This window comes from Roseomonas genomospecies 6, from assembly GCF_008365375.1.
Lineage (GTDB): Bacteria > Pseudomonadota > Alphaproteobacteria > Azospirillales > Azospirillaceae > Azospirillum.
In genome coordinates this window covers 1-20,666 of sequence record NZ_QOKW01000051.1, presented here as the reverse complement: position 1 = coordinate 20,666, position 20,666 = coordinate 1, and the positions used below count along the sequence as shown (strand labels likewise).

23 protein-coding genes are annotated in these 20,666 nt (G+C 68.5%); 11 read left to right on the top strand and 12 right to left on the bottom strand.

The window, feature by feature from the left end:
- From DS843_RS30065 to DS843_RS30035, 7 genes are all read left to right on the top strand, one after another.
- Positions 1–254 (top strand): winged helix-turn-helix domain-containing protein (locus DS843_RS30065; RefSeq protein WP_149472486.1); only part of this gene is annotated, 254 nt, incomplete at its 5' end.
- A gap of 310 nt (positions 255–564) precedes the next feature.
- Complete coding sequence (locus DS843_RS30060; RefSeq protein ID WP_149472485.1) at positions 565–1,809, top strand: flagellin N-terminal helical domain-containing protein; 1,245 nt, start codon at positions 565–567, stop codon at positions 1,807–1,809.
- 110 nt (positions 1,810–1,919) lie between these two features.
- The gene (flaF, locus tag DS843_RS30055) at positions 1,920–2,312 is read left to right on the top strand and encodes a flagellar biosynthesis regulator FlaF (protein WP_149472484.1); all 393 of its coding nucleotides are present in this window, start codon (positions 1,920–1,922) and stop codon (positions 2,310–2,312) included.
- Positions 2,302–2,754 carry a flagellar biosynthesis repressor FlbT gene (locus tag DS843_RS30050; protein WP_149472483.1) on the top strand — a complete coding sequence of 151 codons (453 nt, stop codon included), beginning with the start codon at positions 2,302–2,304 and terminating at the stop codon, positions 2,752–2,754. The genes flaF and DS843_RS30050 overlap by 11 nt, the downstream gene beginning before the upstream one ends.
- A gap of 5 nt (positions 2,755–2,759) precedes the next feature.
- Positions 2,760–3,152, top strand: a complete 393-nt coding sequence (locus DS843_RS30045; protein WP_149472482.1) for a FlaG family protein — start codon at positions 2,760–2,762, stop codon at positions 3,150–3,152.
- The gene (locus DS843_RS30040) at positions 3,149–3,943 is read left to right on the top strand and encodes a DUF1217 domain-containing protein (protein WP_149472481.1); all 795 of its coding nucleotides are present in this window, start codon (positions 3,149–3,151) and stop codon (positions 3,941–3,943) included. Before DS843_RS30045 ends, DS843_RS30040 begins: the two co-directional genes overlap by 4 nt.
- 31 nt (positions 3,944–3,974) lie before the next feature.
- Positions 3,975–5,051 carry a hypothetical protein gene (locus DS843_RS30035; protein ID WP_353618399.1) on the top strand — a complete coding sequence of 359 codons (1,077 nt, stop codon included), beginning with the start codon at positions 3,975–3,977 and terminating at the stop codon, positions 5,049–5,051.
- 11 nt (positions 5,052–5,062) lie between these two features.
- Here DS843_RS30035 and DS843_RS30030 read toward each other — a convergent pair whose 3' ends face one another.
- The 8 genes from DS843_RS30030 to DS843_RS29995 all read right to left on the bottom strand — a co-directional run bounded on the left by DS843_RS30030 (position 5,063) and on the right by DS843_RS29995 (position 14,353).
- Entirely contained in the window at positions 5,063–6,355 is a 1,293-nt protein-coding gene (locus DS843_RS30030; protein WP_149472480.1) for an amidohydrolase family protein, read from the bottom strand.
- The gene (locus DS843_RS30025) at positions 6,355–7,278 is read right to left on the bottom strand and encodes an ABC transporter permease (protein WP_109469380.1); all 924 of its coding nucleotides are present in this window, start codon (positions 7,276–7,278) and stop codon (positions 6,355–6,357) included. Before DS843_RS30025 ends, DS843_RS30030 begins: the two co-directional genes overlap by 1 nt.
- A 5-nt stretch (positions 7,279–7,283) precedes the next feature.
- Positions 7,284–8,333 (bottom strand): ABC transporter permease, encoded by a 1,050-nt coding sequence (locus tag DS843_RS30020; protein WP_149472479.1) that lies wholly within the window; start codon positions 8,331–8,333, stop codon positions 7,284–7,286.
- Positions 8,323–9,864, bottom strand: coding sequence for an ABC transporter ATP-binding protein (locus DS843_RS30015; RefSeq protein WP_149472478.1), 1,542 nt, complete (start codon positions 9,862–9,864; stop codon positions 8,323–8,325). Before DS843_RS30015 ends, DS843_RS30020 begins: the two co-directional genes overlap by 11 nt.
- A gap of 185 nt (positions 9,865–10,049) precedes the next feature.
- Positions 10,050–11,054, bottom strand: a complete 1,005-nt coding sequence (locus tag DS843_RS30010; RefSeq protein ID WP_149472477.1) for a BMP family protein — start codon at positions 11,052–11,054, stop codon at positions 10,050–10,052.
- A gap of 148 nt (positions 11,055–11,202) precedes the next feature.
- Positions 11,203–11,853 carry a uracil phosphoribosyltransferase gene (gene upp, locus DS843_RS30005; RefSeq protein ID WP_149472476.1) on the bottom strand — a complete coding sequence of 217 codons (651 nt, stop codon included), beginning with the start codon at positions 11,851–11,853 and terminating at the stop codon, positions 11,203–11,205.
- A gap of 29 nt (positions 11,854–11,882) precedes the next feature.
- Positions 11,883–13,094: a URC4/urg3 family protein gene (locus tag DS843_RS30000; RefSeq protein WP_208852364.1), complete on the bottom strand. Its 1,212-nt coding sequence runs from the start codon at positions 13,092–13,094 to the stop codon at positions 11,883–11,885.
- On the bottom strand, positions 13,091–14,353 hold the full coding sequence (locus DS843_RS29995; protein ID WP_149472475.1) for a GTP cyclohydrolase II: 1,263 nt from the start codon (positions 14,351–14,353) through the stop codon (positions 13,091–13,093). The genes DS843_RS30000 and DS843_RS29995 overlap by 4 nt, the downstream gene beginning before the upstream one ends.
- Positions 14,354–14,604: 251 nt before the next feature.
- On the opposite strand from DS843_RS29995, the gene DS843_RS29990 reads away from it, so the two are divergent.
- Entirely contained in the window at positions 14,605–14,925 is a 321-nt protein-coding gene (locus DS843_RS29990; protein ID WP_149472474.1) for a hypothetical protein, read from the top strand.
- Between the two features lie 43 nt (positions 14,926–14,968).
- On the opposite strand, the gene DS843_RS29985 is transcribed toward DS843_RS29990, so the two are convergent.
- On the bottom strand, positions 14,969–15,373 hold the full coding sequence (locus DS843_RS29985; protein WP_475849465.1) for a hypothetical protein: 405 nt from the start codon (positions 15,371–15,373) through the stop codon (positions 14,969–14,971).
- A gap of 153 nt (positions 15,374–15,526) precedes the next feature.
- Here DS843_RS29985 and DS843_RS31990 point away from each other — a divergent pair, with 153 nt between their 5' ends.
- Together DS843_RS31990 and DS843_RS29980 are read left to right on the top strand one after the other, a co-directional pair.
- Complete coding sequence (locus tag DS843_RS31990; protein ID WP_286192407.1) at positions 15,527–15,661, top strand: hypothetical protein; 135 nt, start codon at positions 15,527–15,529, stop codon at positions 15,659–15,661.
- Positions 15,662–15,702: 41 nt separating this feature from the next.
- Positions 15,703–17,742: a cellulase family glycosylhydrolase gene (locus tag DS843_RS29980; RefSeq protein WP_149472473.1), complete on the top strand. Its 2,040-nt coding sequence runs from the start codon at positions 15,703–15,705 to the stop codon at positions 17,740–17,742.
- 72 nt (positions 17,743–17,814) lie between these two features.
- Here DS843_RS29980 and DS843_RS29975 read toward each other — a convergent pair whose 3' ends face one another.
- Both DS843_RS29975 and DS843_RS29970 read right to left on the bottom strand, forming a co-directional pair.
- Entirely contained in the window at positions 17,815–18,162 is a 348-nt protein-coding gene (locus DS843_RS29975) for a hypothetical protein (protein WP_286192406.1), read from the bottom strand.
- A 150-nt stretch (positions 18,163–18,312) separates the two neighbouring features.
- Entirely contained in the window at positions 18,313–18,591 is a 279-nt protein-coding gene (locus DS843_RS29970) for a hypothetical protein (protein WP_286192405.1), read from the bottom strand.
- A gap of 394 nt (positions 18,592–18,985) precedes the next feature.
- On the opposite strand from DS843_RS29970, the gene DS843_RS29965 reads away from it, so the two are divergent.
- Positions 18,986–19,363, top strand: coding sequence for a hypothetical protein (locus tag DS843_RS29965; protein WP_149472470.1), 378 nt, complete (start codon positions 18,986–18,988; stop codon positions 19,361–19,363).
- Between the two features lie 82 nt (positions 19,364–19,445).
- Here DS843_RS29965 and DS843_RS29960 read toward each other — a convergent pair whose 3' ends face one another.
- Entirely contained in the window at positions 19,446–20,333 is an 888-nt protein-coding gene (locus DS843_RS29960) for a lytic transglycosylase domain-containing protein (RefSeq protein WP_286192404.1), read from the bottom strand.
- Between the last annotated feature and the right edge of the window lie 333 nt (positions 20,334–20,666).

Sequence of the window (20,666 nt, the reverse complement as noted above, 5' to 3'; positions counted from 1 at the left end):
TGTCCGGCGCCGACCCGCTCGACAAGGTCATCGACGTCTACATCTGCAAGCTCCGCAAGAAGATCGCCGAGGCCACCGGCGGCGCCCGCTACATCGAGACCGTCTACGGACGCGGCTACAAGTTCGAAGCCCCGCCAGAGCATGAGGAGGCCGCCCCCGTTCCCGCCACCGTTTCCGCCGCGTCCCGGCGTTTCCCGGCCATTCCCTACGCCGCCGCCGGCCTGCATTCCGGCTGCCTCGTCGCCGCCGAGTGACGCGGCCCTTCGACATTTCCCATCGGACCGTTTGAAAGAACCATGACCGCGGCCCTTCGGGGCCCGGCGGCCGGGCCGCCGTATGCGGTCGGCGCATTTTTGTAAAATGCGCGATTACTTTTAAAAACACCCCGTCCTTTGAAGAAGGATTTGGCCGTCACGGAAAGCGGCGCTGTTTTTTACTCCGGTTTAAACGGGGTCGGTCACAGTCGAATGGTCGGTTGCGCGCCCATAGAACCAAGTGGGAAGGCCCGCGCAGCCCGGCCCCAGCGTCAGAAAGGCGCTCTGCATCTCGCGAATGGAGATAAACATGGCCTCGATCATGACCAACACCTCGGCGATGACCGCGCTGCAGACGCTGCGCCGCGTGACCGACGATCTGGCGACCACGCAGGATCGCATCTCGACCGGTCTGAAGGTCAACAACGCCAAGGACAACGCCGCCTACTGGTCGATCGCGACCACCATGCGCGCCGACGTCGCCGGCTTCAAGGCGGTGAAGGAATCGCTGGAGCTGGGTTCGGGCACGACCAACACCGCGTCGGTGGCCTCCAAGAACATCGTCGAGAACCTTCAGACGCTGAAGGCCCGCGTCATCGCCGGCCAGACCAACGGCGTCGACAAGTCGCTGATCCAGAACGACATCGACCAGCTCGTCAAGCTGGTGAAGGGCGCCGCCGCCGACGCGTCCTTCAACGGCGACAACCTGCTGCGCGTCACCTACTCCAACGACGGCACCGCCAAGGACCAGAACGTCGACATCCTGGCCTCGCTGAGCCGCAACGCCGGCACGGTCGATCCGAGCTACATCAGCTTCCAGCGCCAGGACATGCAGGTCACCTCGATCGTCGGCAAGGCCACGATCGAACAGCAGGTGGACTCCACCAACGACCTGAAGGCCAGTGTCGGCATCGCGCTGGGCGACCCGGACCAGACCTTCATCGACGGCCAGAACCTGGGCCTGGGCAACCTGACCCTGAACGTCACCGACGAGGCGGGCGTGAAGACCGCCGTGACGGTGGACCTGTCGGGCGTCGTCTACACCACCGACAAGGCGACCACCCAGGGCCTGATCGAGACCGCCGTCAACGCGGCCCTGACCACGGCCGGCGGTGACTTCCAGGTGGCCTTCAACGGCGACAAGCTGGAGTTCACCGATCAGGACGGGAACGCCGACGGCAACTTCACCGCCAAGGTGGACAGCCTGTGGGTCGGTTCGAAGGAAAGCGACGCCTTCGGCGGTCTGGCCGACCTGACGCAGATCGACGTAACTTCCAACGCGACCAAGTCGCTCGAAGTCATCAACAGCCTGCTCGACAAGGCCATCGGCAAGGCCTCGGTGATCGGCTCCATCGAGAACCGCGTGTCGGTGCAGAACGACTTCGTGTCGAAGCTGACCGACTCGATGAACAAGGGCATCGGCGCCCTGGTGGACGCCGACATGAACGAGGAATCGAGCCGCCTGCAGGCCCTCCAGGTCCAGCAGCAGCTCGCCACCCAGGCGCTGTCGATCGCCAACCAGGGTCCGCAGAACATCCTCTCGCTGTTCCGCTAACCCGGTCCCGGCCGGCGTCCCTCTCCCGAAGGGGCGCCGGCCACCCTTTCCCGTCCTTTCAAGCCCCAGCCCCATCCGGCGCCCCCGTGCGCGTTGCATAAGGTGCGACCATGAGCATCGCCGCCTACCAGCAGACGATGGCCGAGTGCGAAGACCCGCGCCGCATCGAATATCTGGTCTTCCTCCGCATCACCCTGGATCTGGAGGCCAACCGCGAAGCCGGCTGGCGGTCGGCGGCGCTGAAGGACGCGCTGTGGCGCAACCTGGAACTCTGGAACACGCTGCGCGCCGATCTGCTGGAGGACGGCAACGCGCTGCCCGAGGCGCTGCGCGCCGGGCTGGTCTCGCTGTCCTTCGCGGTGGCCCGGCACACCACGCAGGTGCTGCGCGGCGAGGCCGACGCGGGAATGCTGATCGACGTCAACCGGTCGGTCATGCGCGGCCTGCAGGGCACCGCCCGCATGGAGACCCCCGCCGCGATGGAGGCGTCCTATGGCGCTTAAGCTCCGCCTCAAGCCCTGCGAGCGGGTGGTCATCAACGGCTGCGTCGTGCAGAACGAGAACCGCCGCTACACCCTGACCGTCAGCAACTTCGCCCAGATCATCCGCGGCAGCGACATCATGCAGGAGGACGAGGCCGACACGCCGGTCCGCCGCGCCTATTTCGTGATCCAGAGCATGCTTCTGGACCCCCAGGCCGCGGAGCAGTACGGCAGCGTCGTCGCCGGCATGATGGCGAAGCTCTACACCGCCTTCATCCATCCGGAGATGCAGGACCGCATCATGCAGGCGATGCGCAATGTCAGCGACCGGGACTATTACAAGGCGCTGGCCTGCCTGCGGCCCGTGATGGCCTATGAGGACGGCCTGCTGAACGCCCGCCGCCCGCCGCGGGACGAGCGCGCGCCCGAAAACTACACGTCCGAAATCCGCGCGGAGGCGTGACCGCCATGCCCGCCCCCATCCAGGGACTGACCGGCGGCGTGTCCGGCGTCAACGGCGAGCGCGGCACCGCCAGCGCCGACCTGATCGCCGAAGCCCGCCAGCGTCAGGCCGACCGGCTGCGCGCCGCCCAGGCCGAAGCCGCCAAACCCACCGAGGTGGTGGAGGAATCCAGGGCACCGGCGGAACCCGACAACCGCAGCCGGCCCGATCCCATCCCGCTTGATCCCATCCCGCCCTACCGCGTCAACCTCGACCCCGGCACGGGCCGCCTGTCCACCGAGGTGCTGGACACCCACACCGGCGAGGTGATCCTGCGCATCCCGCCCGCCTACACCGACCCGGCGGAGGACGCGGCGGAGGAGAGCGGGCGCCCGAAGGCCCCGGAGGTGAAGGCATGAGCACGCTCCAGGACTTCCGCCAGATCGCCCGCAATCCGGACCGCTATGATGCGATGATCCGGTCGCGCCCCGACGTTAAGCGGAACATCGCCTACTTCGAGGCCAACATCGGCAGGATCACCAGCGCCGAGGAGCTTCTGAAGGACGACAAGCTCTACCGCTTCGTCATGGTGGCCTTCGACCTGGAAAGCCAGACTTTCGCGCGCGCCCTGATCCGCAAGGTGCTGGACGAGGGCGTGACCGACCAGGGCGCGCTCGCCAACCGCATGAACGACTCCAAGTTCAAGGAGATGGCGACCGTCCTGTCCTTCAAGGAGACGGGCGGCGCCCCGCTGAAGGAACCGGCGATCGTCAAGGCCATCGTGGACCGCTACGTCGACGTGTCGCTGGAGGTGAAGGCGGAGGAGAGCACCCCCGCCGTCCGGCTGGCGCTCTACTTCGACCGCAAGGCGCCGCGGATCAACAACTGGTATCAGGTGATGGCCGACCGCGCGCTCCAGAAGGTGGTCTTCACCGCGCTGGACATCCCGGAGCAGGCGGCCCTGGGCGACCTGGACCGGCTGGTGGACAAGCTGAAGAAGCGCTTCGACATCGCCGATTTCAAGGACCCCGCCAAGCTGGGCAAGTTCCTGGACCGCTTCTCGGCCATGTACGACCTCAAGAACGGCGCGCCCGCCGGGGCGTCGGCCAACCTGCCCTACATCGGGCCGATCAACAGCCGCGGACGCTCCTCGATCATCGCCATCGACCCGTCCATCACCATGTCGCTGCTGAACTTCCCGCGCTTCTGAGCGGGATGCCGCGGAACTTCGGGAGAAGGCTGTGCAGCCGAGCCGACAGGCCAGGCCGCCGGGCGCCTGGCCGCACGTCGTGGCCCTGCTGCCCGGCCCGGACGACCGGGACGAGGACACGGCCCGCGATTCCCTTCACGTCCTGCCGATGGCGATCCTGCCGTTGGAGACGCCGGCCCTGCGGCGGGCGCGGCTGATCAAGAACGTCCGGCTCCAGACGGTGGTGGAGCTGTTCAACGACGTCCACGCCGGCAGCGGGCAGGTGATGCCCAGCCAGTTGCCGCTGCATTTCGGCAACCGCTCGCCCGCGCTGGACCGCGACCTGCTGATGATCGGGCAGATCGCCCAGGCCGCCAGCTTCGACGTCTATTCCCTGCGCATCGAGCTGCGCCGCCTGAAGATCGCGGTGGACGAGCACGCGGCGCTCCGCCTGTCCCAGCGCCGGAAGGAACAGCTCACCCGTTACATGCGCGTCTTCACCCGCCCGCTGATCGAAAGCGTCTATGGCAGCGACGACGTGCAGGTGCAGAATGTCGAGGATCTGATCCGCCTGTTCTCCGAACCCGATCTGGCGGAGGTGCGCCGCCGGCTGACCATGATGGCCGACCGGCTGGACATCGCCATGTCCGACATCCCCACCTTCCTGGAGGAGTACGGCGACATCTTCCTGTCGCTGGCCTACTTCAAGCAGTGCCTGGACGAGATCGTGCCCGACGTGCAGGCCTTCCTGGCCTGGATGGACGCGGTGCGCGGCTTCAGCGAGGTCCGCCGCGACGCCCGCCACGTCCGGATGCTGGACGAGGTGGGCCGCGACCTGACGGAGATCGCCGCCTCCATCACCGGGCGGTTCGAGAGCTTCGACAACCGGTCCAAGGACTTCTGGCGCAACATCAACGCCCAGAGCTTCCGCAGCATCCGCGACCTCATCACCAACCACCACGTCACCATCGGCGGGGTGCTGTGCGGGCTGGCGGTGAAGATGGCCTTGTGGAAGTCCCGCTTCTCCAGCGGCGGAGGTCCGGTCCGCCGGCTGGAATTCATCCGCTCCGAAATCCTGCCGGGCCTGTCCCACATCCGCTCCCTGGAACGCTCGGCGCGCACGGGGTGAGCGGTTGCGGGTCAATCCCGCGCCCGCGCCGTGGGAAGGGTAAAGGACACCGCCGCCGGGCGGCCCGGCAGGGAGAGCTGCGCCTCCACCGGGGCGCAGCGGCTGACGACGGCGCCGCGGCGCAGGACGAACAGGCGGGTGGCGCGGGTGCGGATGGCCTCCACCGGGTCGGCGGCCTGGAGCACCACCAGATCGGCGTGGCAGCCCACCTCCAGCCCGTAGCCGTCGAGGTGCAGCAGCTTGGCCGGGGCCTCCGTCACCGCGCGGAAGCAGGCGAGCATCCCGTCATAGCCGGTCATCTGCCCGACATGCAGGCCCATATGCGCGACCTCCAGCATGTCGCCGGAGCCGAGCGGGTACCAGGGGTCCATCACGCAGTCGTGGCCCAGCGCCACGGTCAGGCCGGCGCCCATCAGCTCCGGCACGCGGGTCATGCCGCGGCGCTTGGGATAGCTGTCGTGGCGGCCCTGGAGCGTGATGTTGATCAGCGGGTTGGCGATGACGCCGAGCTTGGCCTCGACCATCAGCGGGATCAGCTTGGAGACGTAGTAGTTGTCCATGGAATGCATGGAGGTGAGGTGCGAGCCGGTCACCCGGCCCTGCATCCCCAGCCGCTGCGTCTCATAGGCCAGCGTCTCGACATGGCGGGACAGCGGGTCGTCGGACTCGTCGCAATGCATGTCCACCAGCAGCCCGCGCTCCGCCGCGATCTCGCAGAGCAGCTTCACGGAGGCGGCGCCATCGGCCATCGTCCGCTCGAAATGCGGGATGCCGCCGACCACGTCCACGCCCATGTCAAGCGCACGGCGAAGCAACTCCACCGCGCCGGGGGAGCGCAGGACGCCGTCTTGCGGGAAGGCGACCAGTTGCAGGTCGAGGTAGGGGGCGACGCGCCGCTTGACCTCCAGCAGCGATTCCACGGCCAGCAGGCGCGGGTCGCAGACGTCCACATGGCTGCGGATCGCCAGCAGGCCGCGCGCCACCGCCCAGTCGCAATAGGCCAGCGCCCGCTCGACGATGGCGTCCTGGACGAGCTGCGGCTTCAGCTCCCCCCACAGCGCGATGCCCTCCAGCAGCGTGCCGGAGCGGTTGACCCGCGGCAGGCCGTAGCTGAGCGTGGAGTCCATGTGGAAGTGCGAATCGACGAAGGGCGGCGTGACCAGCCGGCCCGTGGCGTCGATCTCCTCCCCGGCGGGGCCGGGCAGGTCCTTCTCCACGGCGGCGATGCGGCCCTCGCGGACGCCGATGTCCATGCCGGTGCGGCCATCGGGCAGCGTGGCGCGGCGAAGGATCAGATCGAACATCAGCGTTCTCCTTTGCGGTACGGGATCATCAGCGCCCGCGGGTAGGAGGCGCGGCGCGCCACCAGCACCAGCGCCAGGATGCTCAACAGATAGGGCATCATCAGGAAAAGCTGGTAGGGCAGGACGCCCCCCGCCACCTGCTGAAGCCGCAATTGCAGCGCGTCGAAGGCGGCGAACAGCAGCGCGCCGAGCAGCGCCTTGCCGGGCCGCCAGGAGGCGAAGACAACCAGAGCGATGCAGATCCAGCCGCGCCCGTTGACCATGTTGAAGAAGAAGGCGTTGAAGGCCGACAGGGTGAGGAAGGCCCCGGCCAGCGCCATCAGCGCGCTTCCCGCCACCACCGCGCCGACGCGGACCGCGGTGACGCTGAGGCCCTGGGCCTCCGCCGCCGCCGGATTCTCGCCGACCATCCGCACCGCCAGCCCGACCGGCGTGCGGTAGAGCACATAGGCGACCACGGCGACGAGGATCAGCGCCATGTAGGTCATGGGCGTCTGGGCCAGTGCGCCGGGCAGGTCCAGCGGCTGGAACGGCTCGACGGTCGGCGGGGTGCTCGCCTGCGGCAGGACGAGGCGGTAGACGAAGTAGGACAGGCTGGTGCCGAGCAGCGTGACGCCGATGCCCGCCACATGCTGCGACAGGCCAAGCGGCACCGTCAGGGTGGCGTGCAGCAGCCCCATCAGCCCGCCGCAGAGTGCCGCCACCAGCACGCCGGTCCACAGGTCGGCCCCCTGGTAGACGGCCATCCAGCCGGCCATGGCGCCCATCGTCATGATGCCCTCGATGCCGAGGTTCAGCACGCCCGCCCGCTCGCACAGAAGCTCGCCCAGCGTGCCCAGGATGTAGGGGGTGGCGATGCGCAGCACCGCCGTCCAAAAGGCGGCGGAGACCAGGATGTCGAGGATCGTTTGAAACAGCTCCATGGCGCTCACCCCCGCCGCAGCCGGTAGCGCGTCAGCAGCCCGGCGACCAGCATGCACAGCAGGCTGGTGGCGACGAGCACGTCGGCGATGTAGTTGGGAACCGGCATGGCGCGGCTCATGGCGTCGGCGCCGACGAAGATGCCGGCGATGAAGACCGCCGCCCCGACCACGCCCACCGGGTGTAGCTGCGCCAGCATGGCGACGACGATGCCGCTGTAGCCGAAGCCCGGCGACAGGTCGAGCGTCAGGTAGCCTTTCAGCCCGCAGACCTCGATCACCCCGGCCAGCCCGGCCAGCCCGCCGGACAGCAGGGCGGTGCGCAGCATGACGCGGGTCACCGGCATGCCGGCGAAGGCCGCGGCGCGCGGGTTGGCGCCGACCGCCCGGTTCTCGTAACCCCAGATGGTCCGGGTGTCGATCAGCCAGAGCAGGGCCGACAGGCCCAGCGCGATCAGCAGGCCGGTGTGCAGCCGCGTGCGCTCCACCAGCTTGGGCAGTTCCGCCGCCTCGACGACCGGAGCGGACTGCGGCCAGCCCATGCCCATGGGGTCCTTCAGCGCGCCTTCCAGCAGCATGGAGACGAGCAGCAGGACGATGAAGTTCAGCAGCAGCGTGGTCACCACCTCGTCCACGCCGAAGCGCACCTTCAGCACGGCGGGGCCGAGCAGAGTGGCACCCCCGGCGGCGGCCCCGGCGATCATCACCGTGGGAAGCAGCAGCCAGGCGGGCAGGTCCAGCATGCCGCCGCCAAGCACCACGGCGGCCAGCGCGCCCATGTAGAGCTGCCCCTCCGCCCCGATGTTCCACAGCTTGGCGCGGAAGGCCACGGCGGCGGCGAGGCCGGTGAGGATCAGCGGGGTGGCGCGGGTCAGCGTCTCGGTCAGGGCGAAGCGGGAGCCGGCGGCCCCCTCCAGCAGCAGGCCGTAGGCGCGCAGCACCGGCGCGCCGGTCCAGGCGACCAGCAGCGCGCAGAGCGCCAGCGCCGCCGCCACCGCCGCCACCGGCGCCAGCAGGCGGGCGGCCAGCGGGGTATGCTCTCGCGGTTCAAGCCGCATCGACAATCTCCGGCAAAATCTCCCAATGCCCGGCCATCAGCAGGCCGAGCTGGCGGACCGACACGCGGTCGTGGGGCAGAACGGGGGTGAGGCGCCCGTGATAGGCGACGGTGATGCCGTCGGCCAGCGCCAGGATCTCGTCCAGATCCTCGGAGATCAGCAGCACCCCGGCCCCGGCGGAGCGGGCCTCCAGAAGGCGGCCATGGACGTAGGACACCGCGCCGACGTCCAGGCCGCGGGTCGGCTGGCTCGCCAGGATCAGGTCCGGCCCGTGGGCCAGCGTGCGGCCCAGGATCAGCTTCTGCATGTTGCCGCCGGACAGGAGCTGCGTGCGGGCGTCCGGACCCGGGCAGCGCACGTCGAACGCCGCGATCACCTCCTCGGCGTAGGCGCGGGCCGCGCCCCGGCGGATCAGGCCGAAGCGCTGGAAGGCGGGGTCGTGGTAGCGCTCCGCGATCAGGTTCTCCCACACCGCCATGGCGCCGACGAGGCCGGCGGCGTGCCGGTCCTCCGGAATGCGGGCGACGCCGCGCCGGACCATCTCCGCCGGACCGGCGTTTCCGGCGGGCTCGCCCTTCAGCGCGACGGTGCCGGAATCGGGGTGGATCAGGCCGCTGACCAGCTCGGCCAGCGCGGTCTGCCCGTTGCCCGACACGCCCGCGATGCCGACGATCTGGCGGCGGCGCACGGTCAGGTCCACGCCGTCGAGCAGCGGACGCCCGTGGCCGGAGGCGACGGTGACGCCGGACAGCGTCAGCACCGGCTCGCCCGGCTCCAGCGGGGTCGGGGTGGGCGGCTTCAGGGCACGGCCGACCATCAGCTCGGCCAGCTCCTCCCGGTCGGTCTCGGCGGTCCTGCGGGTGGCGACGAGGCGCCCGCCGCGCAGAACGGCGACGGTGTCGCTGGCCGCGAAGACCTCGTTCATCTTGTGGCTGATGAAGACCACGGCCAGACCGTCGGCGGTCAGGCGGCGCAGCGTGTCGAACAGGCTGGCGGATTCCTGCGGGGTCAGCACCGCGGTCGGCTCGTCCAGGATCAGGACGCGGGCGTCGCGGTAGAGCGCCTTCAGGATTTCCACCCGCTGCCGCTCGCCCACCGACAGGTCGCCGACCGGCGCGTCGGGCCGCACCTCCAGCCCGAAGCGGCGGGCGAGGTCGAGCAGCTTCGCCTTGGCGGCGGCGCGGTCGGAGCGCGGGCGCCACAGCGGCTCCGTGCCCACGGCGATGTTGTCGAGCACCGACAGGTTGTCGGCCAGGGTGAAATGCTGGTGGACCATGCCGATCCCGGCGGCCAGCGCCGCACGGGGGGAGCCGGGGGGGAGCGGCTGGCCGAACGCCTCGATGGTTCCTTCGTCGGCCACGTAATGGCCGAACAGGATGTTCATCAGGGTCGTCTTGCCGGCGCCGTTCTCGCCCAGCAGGGCCAGCACCTCGCCCTTGTGGAGCGTCAGCGAGATGGAATCGTTGGCGACGAGCGGCCCGAACCGCTTCGTGATGCCGGAGAGGCGGAGGACGATGGGGGGTGATGTCATGGATGTCCGCGGGGTGCCGGGAGGCAACAGAGAACGCAACAAAATCCCCTCTCCCCTCTGGGGAGAGGGTTAGGGTGAGGGGGCGCCCGTCAGGGCGTCCACGCGCGGCAATGAGCTTGCGTGTCCGGCCTGCGGCCGCCCCCTCATCCCGACCTTCTCCCCGGAGGGGAGAAGGAGTTAGGAGGTCACATCGTGGACTTCGGCTCGTTGTCGTTCACCTTCACGGTGAACTTGCCGTCGAGGATTTCCTGCTCGCGGGCCTTGACCTTGGCCATCACGTCGGCGGGAACCTTGCCCTCGAAGGTGCCGAGCGGGGCGAGGCTGGAGCCCTTGTGAACCATCTGGCTGTAGGGGCCGTAATCCTCGGCCTTGTAGGTGCCCGCCTTCACGGCGGCGATGGCGCGGTCAACCGACGGCTCCATGTGCCACAGCGCGCTGGCGACCACGGTCTCCGGATACTGTGGCTGGGTGTTGATGACGTTGCCGATGGCCAGGACCTTGCGCTCCTTGGCGGCGTCGGACACGCCGAAGCGCTCGGCGTACATCACGTCGGCGCCGCGGTCGATCATGGCGAAGGCGGCTTCCTTGGCCTTCGGCGGGTCGAACCAGGAGCCGATGAAGCTGACCATGAACTTCACGTTCGGGTTCACCTCCTTGGCGCCCTCCATGAAGGCGTTCATCAGGCGGTTCACCTCCGGGATCGGGTAGCCGCCGACCATGCCGATGACGTTCGACTTGGACACCGCGCCCGCGATCATGCCGGTCAGATAGGCCGGCTCCTGGATGTAGTTGTCGAAGACCGAGAAGTTCGGCTCCTGCGGCTTGAAGCTGGAGCCCATGACGAAGGCGGTCTTGGGATAGTCCTTCGCGACGGCGCGGGCGGCGCGCTCGACGCCGAAGACTTCGCCGAAGACCAACTGCTGGCCGCCCTCGGCGTACTGGCGCATCACGCGCTCATAGTCGGTGTTGGCGACCGACTCGGCCCAGACATACTCGATGTCGCCGCGCGCCTCGGCGGCCTTCAGGGCGGTGTGGATGCGGCTGACCCACTGCTGCTCGATCGGCACGGTGTAGATGCCGGCGACCTTGACCTTCGACTGCGCCCAGGCGGGCAGAGCCATCGCCGCGACGGCCGCCGCCGCCGCACCGCACAGGACGGCGCGCCGCGCCACGCCCAACAGGTTCCCCATTTTGCAACCCCCTCCGTCTGCTTTGCTGTTTCAGCTCTGAAATGCAGCAGAGGCTTTGCAACGGCAATGCCATTGCGTGCGAGTCAGCCCTGCTGCGGATTTCGCAGGGCGGCAGGGTGGCATGTGACCAAAAGAGGGGCAACGATTCTCAGCGGGTGCCGTAAAGCCGGTCGCCCGCGTCGCCCAGGCCGGGCAGGATGTAGCCGTTCCCGTCCAGCCGTTCGTCCACCGCGGCGGCGTAGACCGGCACGTCGGGGTGCGCGTCGTGGAAATTGCGAAGCCCTTCCGGGGCGGCCACCAGGACCGCCAGCTTGATGGCCGCCGCACCCGCGTCCTTCAGCCGGTGCACCGCCGCGGTGGCCGTGTGGCCGGTGGCGAGCATCGGATCGACCAGGATGACCGACCGTTCCTCGATGTCCTCCGGCACCTTGAAGAAATACTCGACGGGGGTCAGCGTCTCCTGGTCGCGGTAGAGGCCGATGTGCCCGATGCGGGCCGACGGCAGCAGCGTGCGCATGCCGTCCAGCAACCCTTGCCCGGCCCGCAGGATGGAGACGAGGCACAGCTTCTTGCCGGTCAGAAGCGGCGCGTCGAAGCTGGCCAGCGGCGTTTCCACCGGGCGGCTTTCCAGGGGAAGGTCGCGCGTCAACTCGTAGCCCATGAGCTGCGACACCTCCCGCATCACCTCGTGGAACCGAGCGGTGGGAGTCTCCCGCCGCCGCAGAAGGGTCAGCTTGTGCTGGACCAGAGGATGGTCGATGACCGTCAACGTCGGGATGGGCAGCGTCGGGATGGGCATGGGCGACCCTTCGGGTGGTTGGCGTCACATCAGAACACGGTTCCGTCGCTGCGGATGCGGATCGGCGGGCCGCCGCCGGGGCGGCGCTCGCGGGCGATCCGGCGCCCGGCGGTCCAGGTCCCGCCCTGGAGAACCTTGGCGAGCGGGAAGCTCTCCGCGGGCACGCCCAGCCGGGCGCGCACCTCGTCGGCCAGCCGGTCGAGCAGGGCGACGGTCAGGGCGCGCCACTCCACCACCGCCTCGTCCCCGACCTCCAGCTCGTCGGCAAGGATGCGGGGATGCTTCGGCACCAAAACGCCGCAGTCCACCAGCAGCCCGCCGTTGCGGTATTCGGGCAGGCCGGTCAGCCGGTCCAGCCCGGTGACGGCGATGCCCGCCGCCTCCAGCGGTTCGACCAGCGAATAGCTGAGCCACTGCGACAGCTTGTGGAAGGGGACGAGGCCGACCGCCGAATGGGTCCAGGTGTCGCCCAGATTGACGCCGCCGCGCTCGATCCGGCCCGGCCAGATCGGCCCCAGCCCGCGCAACACCGCGTCGAGGATCGTCGAGGCCGGAAGCGTGCCGCCCACGGCCTGTGCCTTCAGCGCGTCGTAGAGGTTGCCGACCCGCCCCGGCGCGCCGAACAGCTCGGGCGCGGCGGTCAGCGCGGTCCCCAGACGGCGCAGCAGCGCCGCGCGCCCCTCCAGCCCGACCAGCGGGTTGTCCGGCCCGGCCTGGAAGCCGCTGGCGAGCGTTTCCCCCCTCATGGCGGAGAGGGTGGCCGCGTCGGCGTGGAGAGGGGCATGGACCGGATCGTCGGCGAAGCCGCCGGAGCGGAACAGGTCGAAGCTGGCGATGGCCAATCCTTCGGAGCGGGCCAGTTCGACGCCGCCCGAGTCCCGGTAGCGCCAGCGGTCACCGGCCCCCGCGTCCAGCAGGACGCTGGTCACCGCGAGGTCGAAGCGGATGCGGGCGGTCTCGTCCGCGTCGGCGGAGCCCAGCCCGGCGGCCAGCGCCTTCCAGCGGTCCACCCCCTCCACCACGAAGTGCCGCCAGCGGCTGTGGTAGGGGACGTCCAGGTCCGGGTAGGTCTCCCGCGTCACCGCGGCGACCAGGGCGGCGGCGTCGCCAAGCCGCTCCGGGCGAAGCTCGAAATGCACGAGGTCGCCGCGTTCGGCCTTCGCCAGTATGGCGTGGGCGCGCTGCCGCACCGCGTCGGCGGACAGCAGCCATCCCGCATCGTCGTCGGTGGCGGCGCTCAATCGGTCAGCCCCCGGCCCTTGGCGACGGTCAGTTCCTCCGCCGTCGGAACGGCGGGGGTGAAGTAGCCGGCGGCCTTCTTGGCGTCCATCTCCACCTTGGCGTCGTCGGGGATCAGCTCGTCGGGGATCGGGATCTGCTCCACGATCTCGATTCCGGCGCGGCGGATGGCGTCGGACTTCATGTTGCTCATCGACACCATGCGGTCGATGCGGGTGACCCCCAGCCAATGGAAGACGTCGGGCATCAGTTCCTGGAAGCGCATGTCCTGAACGCCGGCCACGCATTCCGTCCGCTCGAAATAGGCCTCCGCCCGGTCGCCGCCGGGCTGGCGCTTGCGCGCGTTGTAGACCAGGAACTTGGTCACCTCGCCCAGCGCCCGCCCCTCCTTGCGGTTGTAGATGATGAGTCCGACGCCGTTTTCCTGCGCGGTGCGGATGCACTCCTCGACGCCGTGCGTCAGGTAGGGACGGCAGGTGCAGATGTCGGAGCCGAAGACGTCCGACCCGTTGCACTCGTCATGCACCCGGCAGGCGACCTTGCGCGCCGGATCGGTCAGCGCCGCGATGTCGCCCAGGATATAGACGGTCAGCCCGTTGATCGGCGGCAGGAAGACCTTCAGGTCGGGGCGGGTCACCAACTCCGGGAACATGCTGCCGGTGTGCTCGAACAGGCCGCGGCGCAGCGCGCTCTCGGTGATGCCGAAGCGCTTGGCGATGCCGGGCAGGAACCACACCGGCTCAATGGCGACCTTGGTCACGCGGGCGTCGCCGCTGGGCAGCAGGATCTGGCCATCCGCCGCCAGCCGCCCAGCCTGCATGGCGTCCACCAGTTCCGGCATCTTGATGCGGGCCTTGGTGACGGCGATGGTCGGTCGCACGTCCACGCCGCGCTCCAGATGCTCGCCGAACGCCTCGCTGACCATGTGCCCGTAGGGGTCGATGGAGACGATCTTCTCCGGATCGTCCCATTGCGGATGCGGGCCGATGGGCTCCGCCGGGGCGGTGTTGGTCAGGTCCGGCACATGATAGGCGCTGAGCTGCCCCGCCGCGACGGCGAGCGCCCGATAAACCGCGTAGCTGCCGGCGTGGGCGCCGATGGAATTGCGCTGCGCCGGGTCGGAGAGCGAGGCGACGACCGGCCCGCGCTCCGCGGCGGTGGGGGCGCCCCAATGGACCGGGGTGTAGCGGGGCTTGGCGCCGCCCGTCGGATGCGAGGCGAGAACGATGTGACGTTGCGGCTGGTTGCGGCGGCTTTCCATACGGACGCTCCCGATGCCATTCACCATGCGTCAGTGTGACACAGTTCCGGCGCCTGCGAACACCAAATCGAAAGGCGGCAACCTCTGACGTTCGTTCGATTTTCCATCCGCCATCGCCGTCCGGAGGCACCCCGTTCGGGGAATAGGGGGTGCCCGAAATTTGTCCCAGCCCGGATGGTTGGAGCCGGAGCTTGGGCGCACGATCTGCTGTTAGGATCGGGTCAACCGATCGCAGACAAAGGATGCAGGGAATGTCCGTCCACTCGAAGGATGGCTCTGGCAAGCGTGGGTGGGGCGTGGCGCTGGGAGGACTGGTGCTGACGGTCGCCCTGGCCGCTCCGGCCATGGCCGACGATCACAAGCATTGGCGCAAGCACAAGCACAAGCATCACCACCATGGCCACGGCCCCGTGGTGATCTATGAACCGCCCCCGCCGGTGGTGGTGATGCGCCGCCCGCCGCCCGCCTACTACGCCCCGGCCCCGCGCGTGGTCTACGCGCCGCCGCCCCCGCCGGTCTACTACGCGCCCGCACCGGGGCTCAGCGTCCAGATGAACATCCCGCTGCGCTGATGGCGCCGTTCTGCGGATGGCGCCCTCGTTCCAAGGGGCGCCTTCACCGCAGGACGCGGCACGGGTCCACGATCAGCATGTCCACCGGTTCGTCCTCCCCATTGGCGGGCATATCCTCGTGCCGGGGGATCAGCAGGCAGCGCCCGTCCTGAAGCAGGACGGACTTGACCCGAAACCATATGGTCTTTGGGTTGCTGCCGAAGGTGATCTCAAAGGAGTCGCCCGGCGCGATCCGCGCGGGTACCGCGACGTTCCCATATTCGCGGCAGGTGTGGGTGAACACCCAGTTGCGGCACAGCTTGAAGGTGGCCGCTCCGTTGGTGGTCACGAGCGACACGTTCTCGCCCACGGGCGGGGCCGGAGACGCCTGCGCCGGAGCGCCGGGGAGTCCCGCCGTCAAAGCCGCCGCCAAAGTCGCCAGGGCCGCCACCATCCTCATGCCCGTCACCGCCCCACCTCCATCATGGCGCACAGTGTAGCACGCCGGGCATCGCCCGCGGGTTGACGCTTCGGAAGGGCGTAAATCCGCACCGGGCCGCCCGACGCTCCTGTGACCAGCGTGGGCCGGGCCGTCGAACGGCACCGGCGGAGGGGGTGCCGCGTGAAGCGCCGCAAACCCAGCTTCCGCCTGCTGTTGCGCCGCGGTGTCAGGCAAAGCCCGACGCGAACCGCCTCTATTTGCCACGAATGGTTAATTCATTTTAAAGGAATTGTTCATATCTCGTTAATGATCTGAAGGCCAGGGTCCAGCCATCGAAACCGCAATGGAATAGACAAATGGCGACGACCTCCACTGGTTTGACCAAGTCCAAAATCGTCGTGAACGCCTATGGCACCTCTTCGGACTCTGTGAATCCTCACTTTCGTCTGGTGGTTGACGGTAAGGATGTTGGTCAGGCGTCGGTGGGCTCGGCCGAGCCGAAAGCCTATACATTCGACGCTGACGTTTCCTCTGGTCAGGCGCACAAAATCCAGGTTGTCTATGACAACGACGATGTGAACGCCGGCTCGAACCGCGACCTGGGCATCACATCCATCGTCGTCAACGGCCGGACGCTGAACCCGACCGACGCGGCCTACGAGCGCCACGACGACACCGGCGGCACCATGGCCGGGCAGGAGGGTCTGTGGTGGAACGGGGCGCTGACCTTCTCCACCCCGGCGTCGCTCTACGGCGCCTCGTCCGAATCGGCCACCTCCGGCGCGTCCACCTCCAATCCGGCGACCTCCGGAAGCCCCGCCGCGCCGGAAGCCGACAGCGCCGCCACCGGCTCCTCGACCATCACGGTCAACGCCCGCGGCACCGCCGCGGCGGGCCAGAACGCGCACTTCACGGTGCTGGCGGACGGCAAGAAAATCGGCGAGGGCACGGCGGGCGCCGATGCGAAGGACTTCTCCTTCAAGACCGACCTGACCGCCGATCAGGCGCACAAGATCCAGGTCCAGTACGACAACGATTCCAACCTGGGCGGCGTCGACCGCAACCTGCATGTCGGCAGCGTGACCATCAACGGCCACGAATACGCCCCCACCGATTCGGCGGTCAGCTACGACAAGGGCGCGCTCGACGGCAAGGACGTCGTCAAGGGCCAAGCCGACCTGTGGTGGAACGGCACGCTGGTGGTCGACGCCGACAAGGGCCTGTTCACCGCCGGCTCCGCCCCGACTCCGGTCACGGCTCCGGCCACGCCGACCGCCCCGGTGACGGCTCCCTCGACCGGCAACGGCTACCTGCACACCGAGGGCAGCCAGATCGTCGACAGCGCCGGCAACAACGTGAAGCTGACCGGCGTCAACTGGTTCGGCGCGGAGGGTTACGCCTTCGCCCCGCAGGGCCTGTGGCAGGACAGCTACCGGAACATCATGGACCAGATGCAGGACCAGGGGTTCAACACCATCCGCCTGCCCTGGTCGGACGCCATGCTGGACAACGGCCGCATGCCCACCGGCATCGACTACTCGAAGAACCCGGAGCTTCAGGGCAAGACCAGCCTCGAGGTGTTCGACAAGATCATCGAATACGCCGATCAGACCGGCATGAAGATCATCCTCGACCACCACCGCTCCGGCGACGGGGCTTCGGCCAACGAGAACGGGCTCTGGTACACCAGCCAGTACCCCGAATCGAAGATGATCGAGAACTGGAAGATGCTGGCCCAGCGCTACGCCGACAACCCGTCGGTCGTCGCCGCCGACCTGCACAACGAGCCGCACGGGCAGGCCACCTGGGGCGACGGCAACCAGGCCACCGATTGGAAGGCCGCGGCGGAGCGCATCGGCAACGCCATCCAGTCCGTGAACAAGGATTGGCTGCTGATCGTCGAAGGTGTGGAGAACTCCTCCGAAGGCACCTACTGGTGGGGCGGCAACCTGGACGGCGTGAAGACCGACCCGATCGACTTCAACATCGACAACAAGCTGGTCTATTCCGTCCACGACTACCCGCCGTCCATGGCCGGCTTCGGCTGGTTCAACGATCCCGCCTATCCCAACAACATGTCGGACATCTGGACCGACGCCTGGGGCTGGATCGTCCAGAAGGACATCGCGCCGGTCCTGGTGGGCGAGTTCGGCACGAAGCTGGAATCCAGCCAGGACAAGCAGTGGCTGGACGCCATCGTCAAGTACATGGACGGCGACTACAACGGCGACGGCAAGTCCGATCTGGCGGCGGGCGAGCAGGGCGTCAGCTTCACCTACTGGGCCTGGAGCCCCGGCTCGGGCGACACTGGCGGCATCATGACCGACGACTGGGCGGTGAACACGGCGAAGATGAGCGCCATCGAGCCCGCGCTGTTCGATGGCACCATCGCCTGATCATAAGCCTGATCACAAGGCTCTTTGCGAAGGGACCGCCCGGCATCGGGCGGTCCCGTTTCCGGATGGCCTCTACGCCGTCGCCGCGTCGCGCGGGCGGAACAGCGCTTCCGCCTCGGCCCGCGGGTCGCGGAGGACGGAGGCCGCCTGCCCGGGCCGTCCGCCGCCGGACAGGATGGCGACCGTCTCGGCCAGCCACAGATAGGGACCGCTGCGCCCGGCCTCGGGAAGGCGGGACAGGTCGCGCAGATAGTTGCCGACGGCCTGGGTCAACGCCTGCTCGCCCGTGGCGCCCTGCACCCGTCCGGCGGCGGCGGCGAAGCGGCGGCGCTCCTCCGCGTCCGTCTTCACCCGCTCCTCGACGGCCTTCAGAAGCGCCGCCCGGGTGCGGGGGCCGTTCAGCAGGTTCAGGGCCATCACGACCGGATCGACCGGCCTCGCAGGGCGCGAAGGGGGCTCTCCCACAGCGGAATCCCTCATGCTGCGCCGCGGGTCGGCCCAGCGGCGCGTCGAATGTCCGTGCTGCATGGAATGTCTGGCTTTCTTTCCCCAAAAGGGCCGAGCAGCCCTTCAGATGGTGTAGGTTCCCTCGAACAGATCGCCGATCGCGAGGCGCATCAGGGACCGGGTCCGGGTGACGCGCCGATGCTCGTCGCGCGCGGTGACCATATGACAACGCCGGCACAGCCACCGCCGTTCCATGGCCTTCTCGGCAGAGGTCTCGATTGCCGTCCGGCGGCGGTACAGCCCGACGATGCTCCGCGACGTCCTCACTCCGGCATATTCGACCACGTCCGGCCAAGGGGCCGGGTCGCCGTCGTCGCCGAACCAGATCCCGTCGGGCGACAACCACCGTCCGTCGGGCAGGCAGCGCAACGTATGGCCGTGCGGACGCCCGCAATGCTCGCACCGCGGGGCGGGTCGGCCGGGGACGAAGTGACGGTCTTGATGTTCGGCGGGACGGTCGATGAGGCGGGCCATTCTGACCAGGGATGGTGGCTGCGAACAAAACCAAAACCGAATCTAGCGCATCGCACGGTCCGTGGGAATCCCCAACGATGTCCCGCCCGCGGTAATTCTTCGATCGCAGGGTATGACGAAAGCCGAGGGTGCCGCCGCCCCGGCACCTTGCGCGGGACCCGGCCACCGCTTTTGCAAGCCGGCGTGGGCCGCAAAAGCATTTTGCCTCTGGTTCCCGTGCGCCACTGCCTATACGCTGTTAGACAAATCGGAGCTATAGGTCATGGAAAAGGTAACAGTGCCGCAGAATTCGGCCGCGTCCGCCCCCGACAATTCCACCGCCGGTGGTGTGAAACAGCGCGTGGACTTCGAACTGAATGGTGCCCGCATCGTCGCTTTCCTCGACAGCGACCAGCCCAACCGGCCCGGCGGCATCGTGTGGCCGCAAGTGGCCGAATCCTACGCCGCGGAGCAGGGGATCGGCATGAGCGACGCCCGCTGGTACAGCGTGCAGCCCTACCGCTTCGCGAACGGACGCCCCAACGTCAACGAATACCGCCCCAACGGGCAGACCTGGAAGTTCGAGACCAACCTGAACACGGCGGCGGAGATCGTCCGCCGCCTGGGCCTGGACCTCGACTCCCTGCCGCTCGATATCTGATCCTGTCCCAGTCATCCCGGGCGCTCACGCGCGATCATGATAATATCGGGCGCTTACGCGCGATCATGACGATGCCGGGCGCTTACGCGCCCGGGGGCACCACAAAGCAGGCCATGCCCATCCCCGTCAGGCCGGCGCAGCTCTGCGCCGCGTCCTGCTGCGTCAGGCCGGTCAGCCGCGCGCGGTAGAGCGGTCCGTTCTGCGTGTCCACGGTCTGCACCACCCGCTCCGTGCGGCTCAGCGTGCCCGGCATGGACCGGCGCGCCCGGTCGATGATGCGGGCGCTGTCGTCGGGCGACCGGAAGGCGCCGAGCTGGACGGTCCAGCCGCCCGCCGACGCGACCCGGGCCGGCAGCGGCGTGGCCGCGATGACCGGCGTGGGCAGGGGGGCGACCGGCGGGGCCGGCACCGGAGTCACCGGGGCCGGGGCCGGGGCGGCGGCGATCGGCGGGGGCGGCGTGGCGGGCAGGCTGGCGACCTCCACCGTGCCGCCGGCACTTCCGCCTTCCAGTCGCGGCGACACCGAAGCGATGTAGCGCCGGGTCTCGCCGGGCAGGCGGCGGTTGCCGGCAAGGTAATCGGCGTAGCAGCCCGGCCCGCAATTGTAGGCGCCGAGGAAGCCCGGCGACCCGAACAGGTCGTACATCTCTCTGAGATAGGCGGTACCCGCGAGGATGTTGTCGCGCGGGTGGTAGGGGTCGGGACCCAGCCCGTGCTTGCGGCGCATCTCCGAATAGGTCACCGGCATCACCTGCATCAGACCCATGGCGCCGGCATGGCTGGTGATAGGACGCCCGTTCATCATGGTGCGCCCGCCGCTCTCCTGGCGGATGACCTCACGAATCCACTGCTCCGGCATGCCGAAGCGGCGCGACGCCTCGGCTATATGAGCGTCGATGTTGGTGTCGCGGGAGGAGGATGACGGATCGCTGGCGCACGCCGCGAGAAGGCTGGACAGGAGGGCCGCCATCAGGAGCGATTTTCTGCAACGCACAGTGCCGTCCACTTATTGTGACGATCGATCGGATGACCGGGACGGCAAGATTGCACATTTCTCTCAAATCCTGAATGGGCCTGTCTGTGACCAATGGCTCATCGTGACGCTGGCGTTTCAGAAAAAATGCGCCGCGGTTAAAAAAGCGCTTGCTGGGTTTGGCCGAGGCGCCTATAACCCGGCTCCCACGACGCCGGGGCCGCTGAGAAGCGGGACGGCGGCAAGGGAACGGAAGATGAGACGAAGTAAAGTTTGGCCGGCGTGAAAACAAAGGCTTGACAGAGCAAGTCGAAGCTTCTAGATACAGCG

What these genes read in the sequence shown, in the direction of transcription:
- DS843_RS29980 (WP_149472473.1), top strand. Translation starts at nt 15,703, where the DNA reads ATGGCGACGACCTCCACTGGTTTGACCAAGTCCAAAATCGTCGTGAAC.
- DS843_RS29990 (WP_149472474.1), top strand. Translation starts at nt 14,605, where the DNA reads ATGTCCGTCCACTCGAAGGATGGCTCTGGCAAGCGTGGGTGGGGCGTG.
- DS843_RS29965 (WP_149472470.1), top strand. Translation starts at nt 18,986, where the DNA reads ATGGAAAAGGTAACAGTGCCGCAGAATTCGGCCGCGTCCGCCCCCGAC.
- DS843_RS30045 (WP_149472482.1), top strand. Translation starts at nt 2,760, where the DNA reads ATGCCCGCCCCCATCCAGGGACTGACCGGCGGCGTGTCCGGCGTCAAC.
- DS843_RS30010 (WP_149472477.1), bottom strand. Translation starts at nt 11,054, where the DNA reads ATGGGGAACCTGTTGGGCGTGGCGCGGCGCGCCGTCCTGTGCGGTGCG.
- DS843_RS30030 (WP_149472480.1), bottom strand. Translation starts at nt 6,355, where the DNA reads ATGTTCGATCTGATCCTTCGCCGCGCCACGCTGCCCGATGGCCGCACC.
- DS843_RS30025 (WP_109469380.1), bottom strand. Translation starts at nt 7,278, where the DNA reads ATGGAGCTGTTTCAAACGATCCTCGACATCCTGGTCTCCGCCGCCTTT.
- DS843_RS30040 (WP_149472481.1), top strand. Translation starts at nt 3,149, where the DNA reads ATGAGCACGCTCCAGGACTTCCGCCAGATCGCCCGCAATCCGGACCGC.
- DS843_RS30015 (WP_149472478.1), bottom strand. Translation starts at nt 9,864, where the DNA reads ATGACATCACCCCCCATCGTCCTCCGCCTCTCCGGCATCACGAAGCGG.
- DS843_RS30050 (WP_149472483.1), top strand. Translation starts at nt 2,302, where the DNA reads ATGGCGCTTAAGCTCCGCCTCAAGCCCTGCGAGCGGGTGGTCATCAAC.
- flaF (WP_149472484.1), top strand. Translation starts at nt 1,920, where the DNA reads ATGAGCATCGCCGCCTACCAGCAGACGATGGCCGAGTGCGAAGACCCG.
- DS843_RS30020 (WP_149472479.1), bottom strand. Translation starts at nt 8,333, where the DNA reads ATGCGGCTTGAACCGCGAGAGCATACCCCGCTGGCCGCCCGCCTGCTG.
- DS843_RS29960 (WP_286192404.1), bottom strand. Translation starts at nt 20,333, where the DNA reads ATGGCGGCCCTCCTGTCCAGCCTTCTCGCGGCGTGCGCCAGCGATCCG.
- DS843_RS30060 (WP_149472485.1), top strand. Translation starts at nt 565, where the DNA reads ATGGCCTCGATCATGACCAACACCTCGGCGATGACCGCGCTGCAGACG.
- DS843_RS29995 (WP_149472475.1), bottom strand. Translation starts at nt 14,353, where the DNA reads ATGGAAAGCCGCCGCAACCAGCCGCAACGTCACATCGTTCTCGCCTCG.
- upp (WP_149472476.1), bottom strand. Translation starts at nt 11,853, where the DNA reads ATGCCCATCCCGACGCTGCCCATCCCGACGTTGACGGTCATCGACCAT.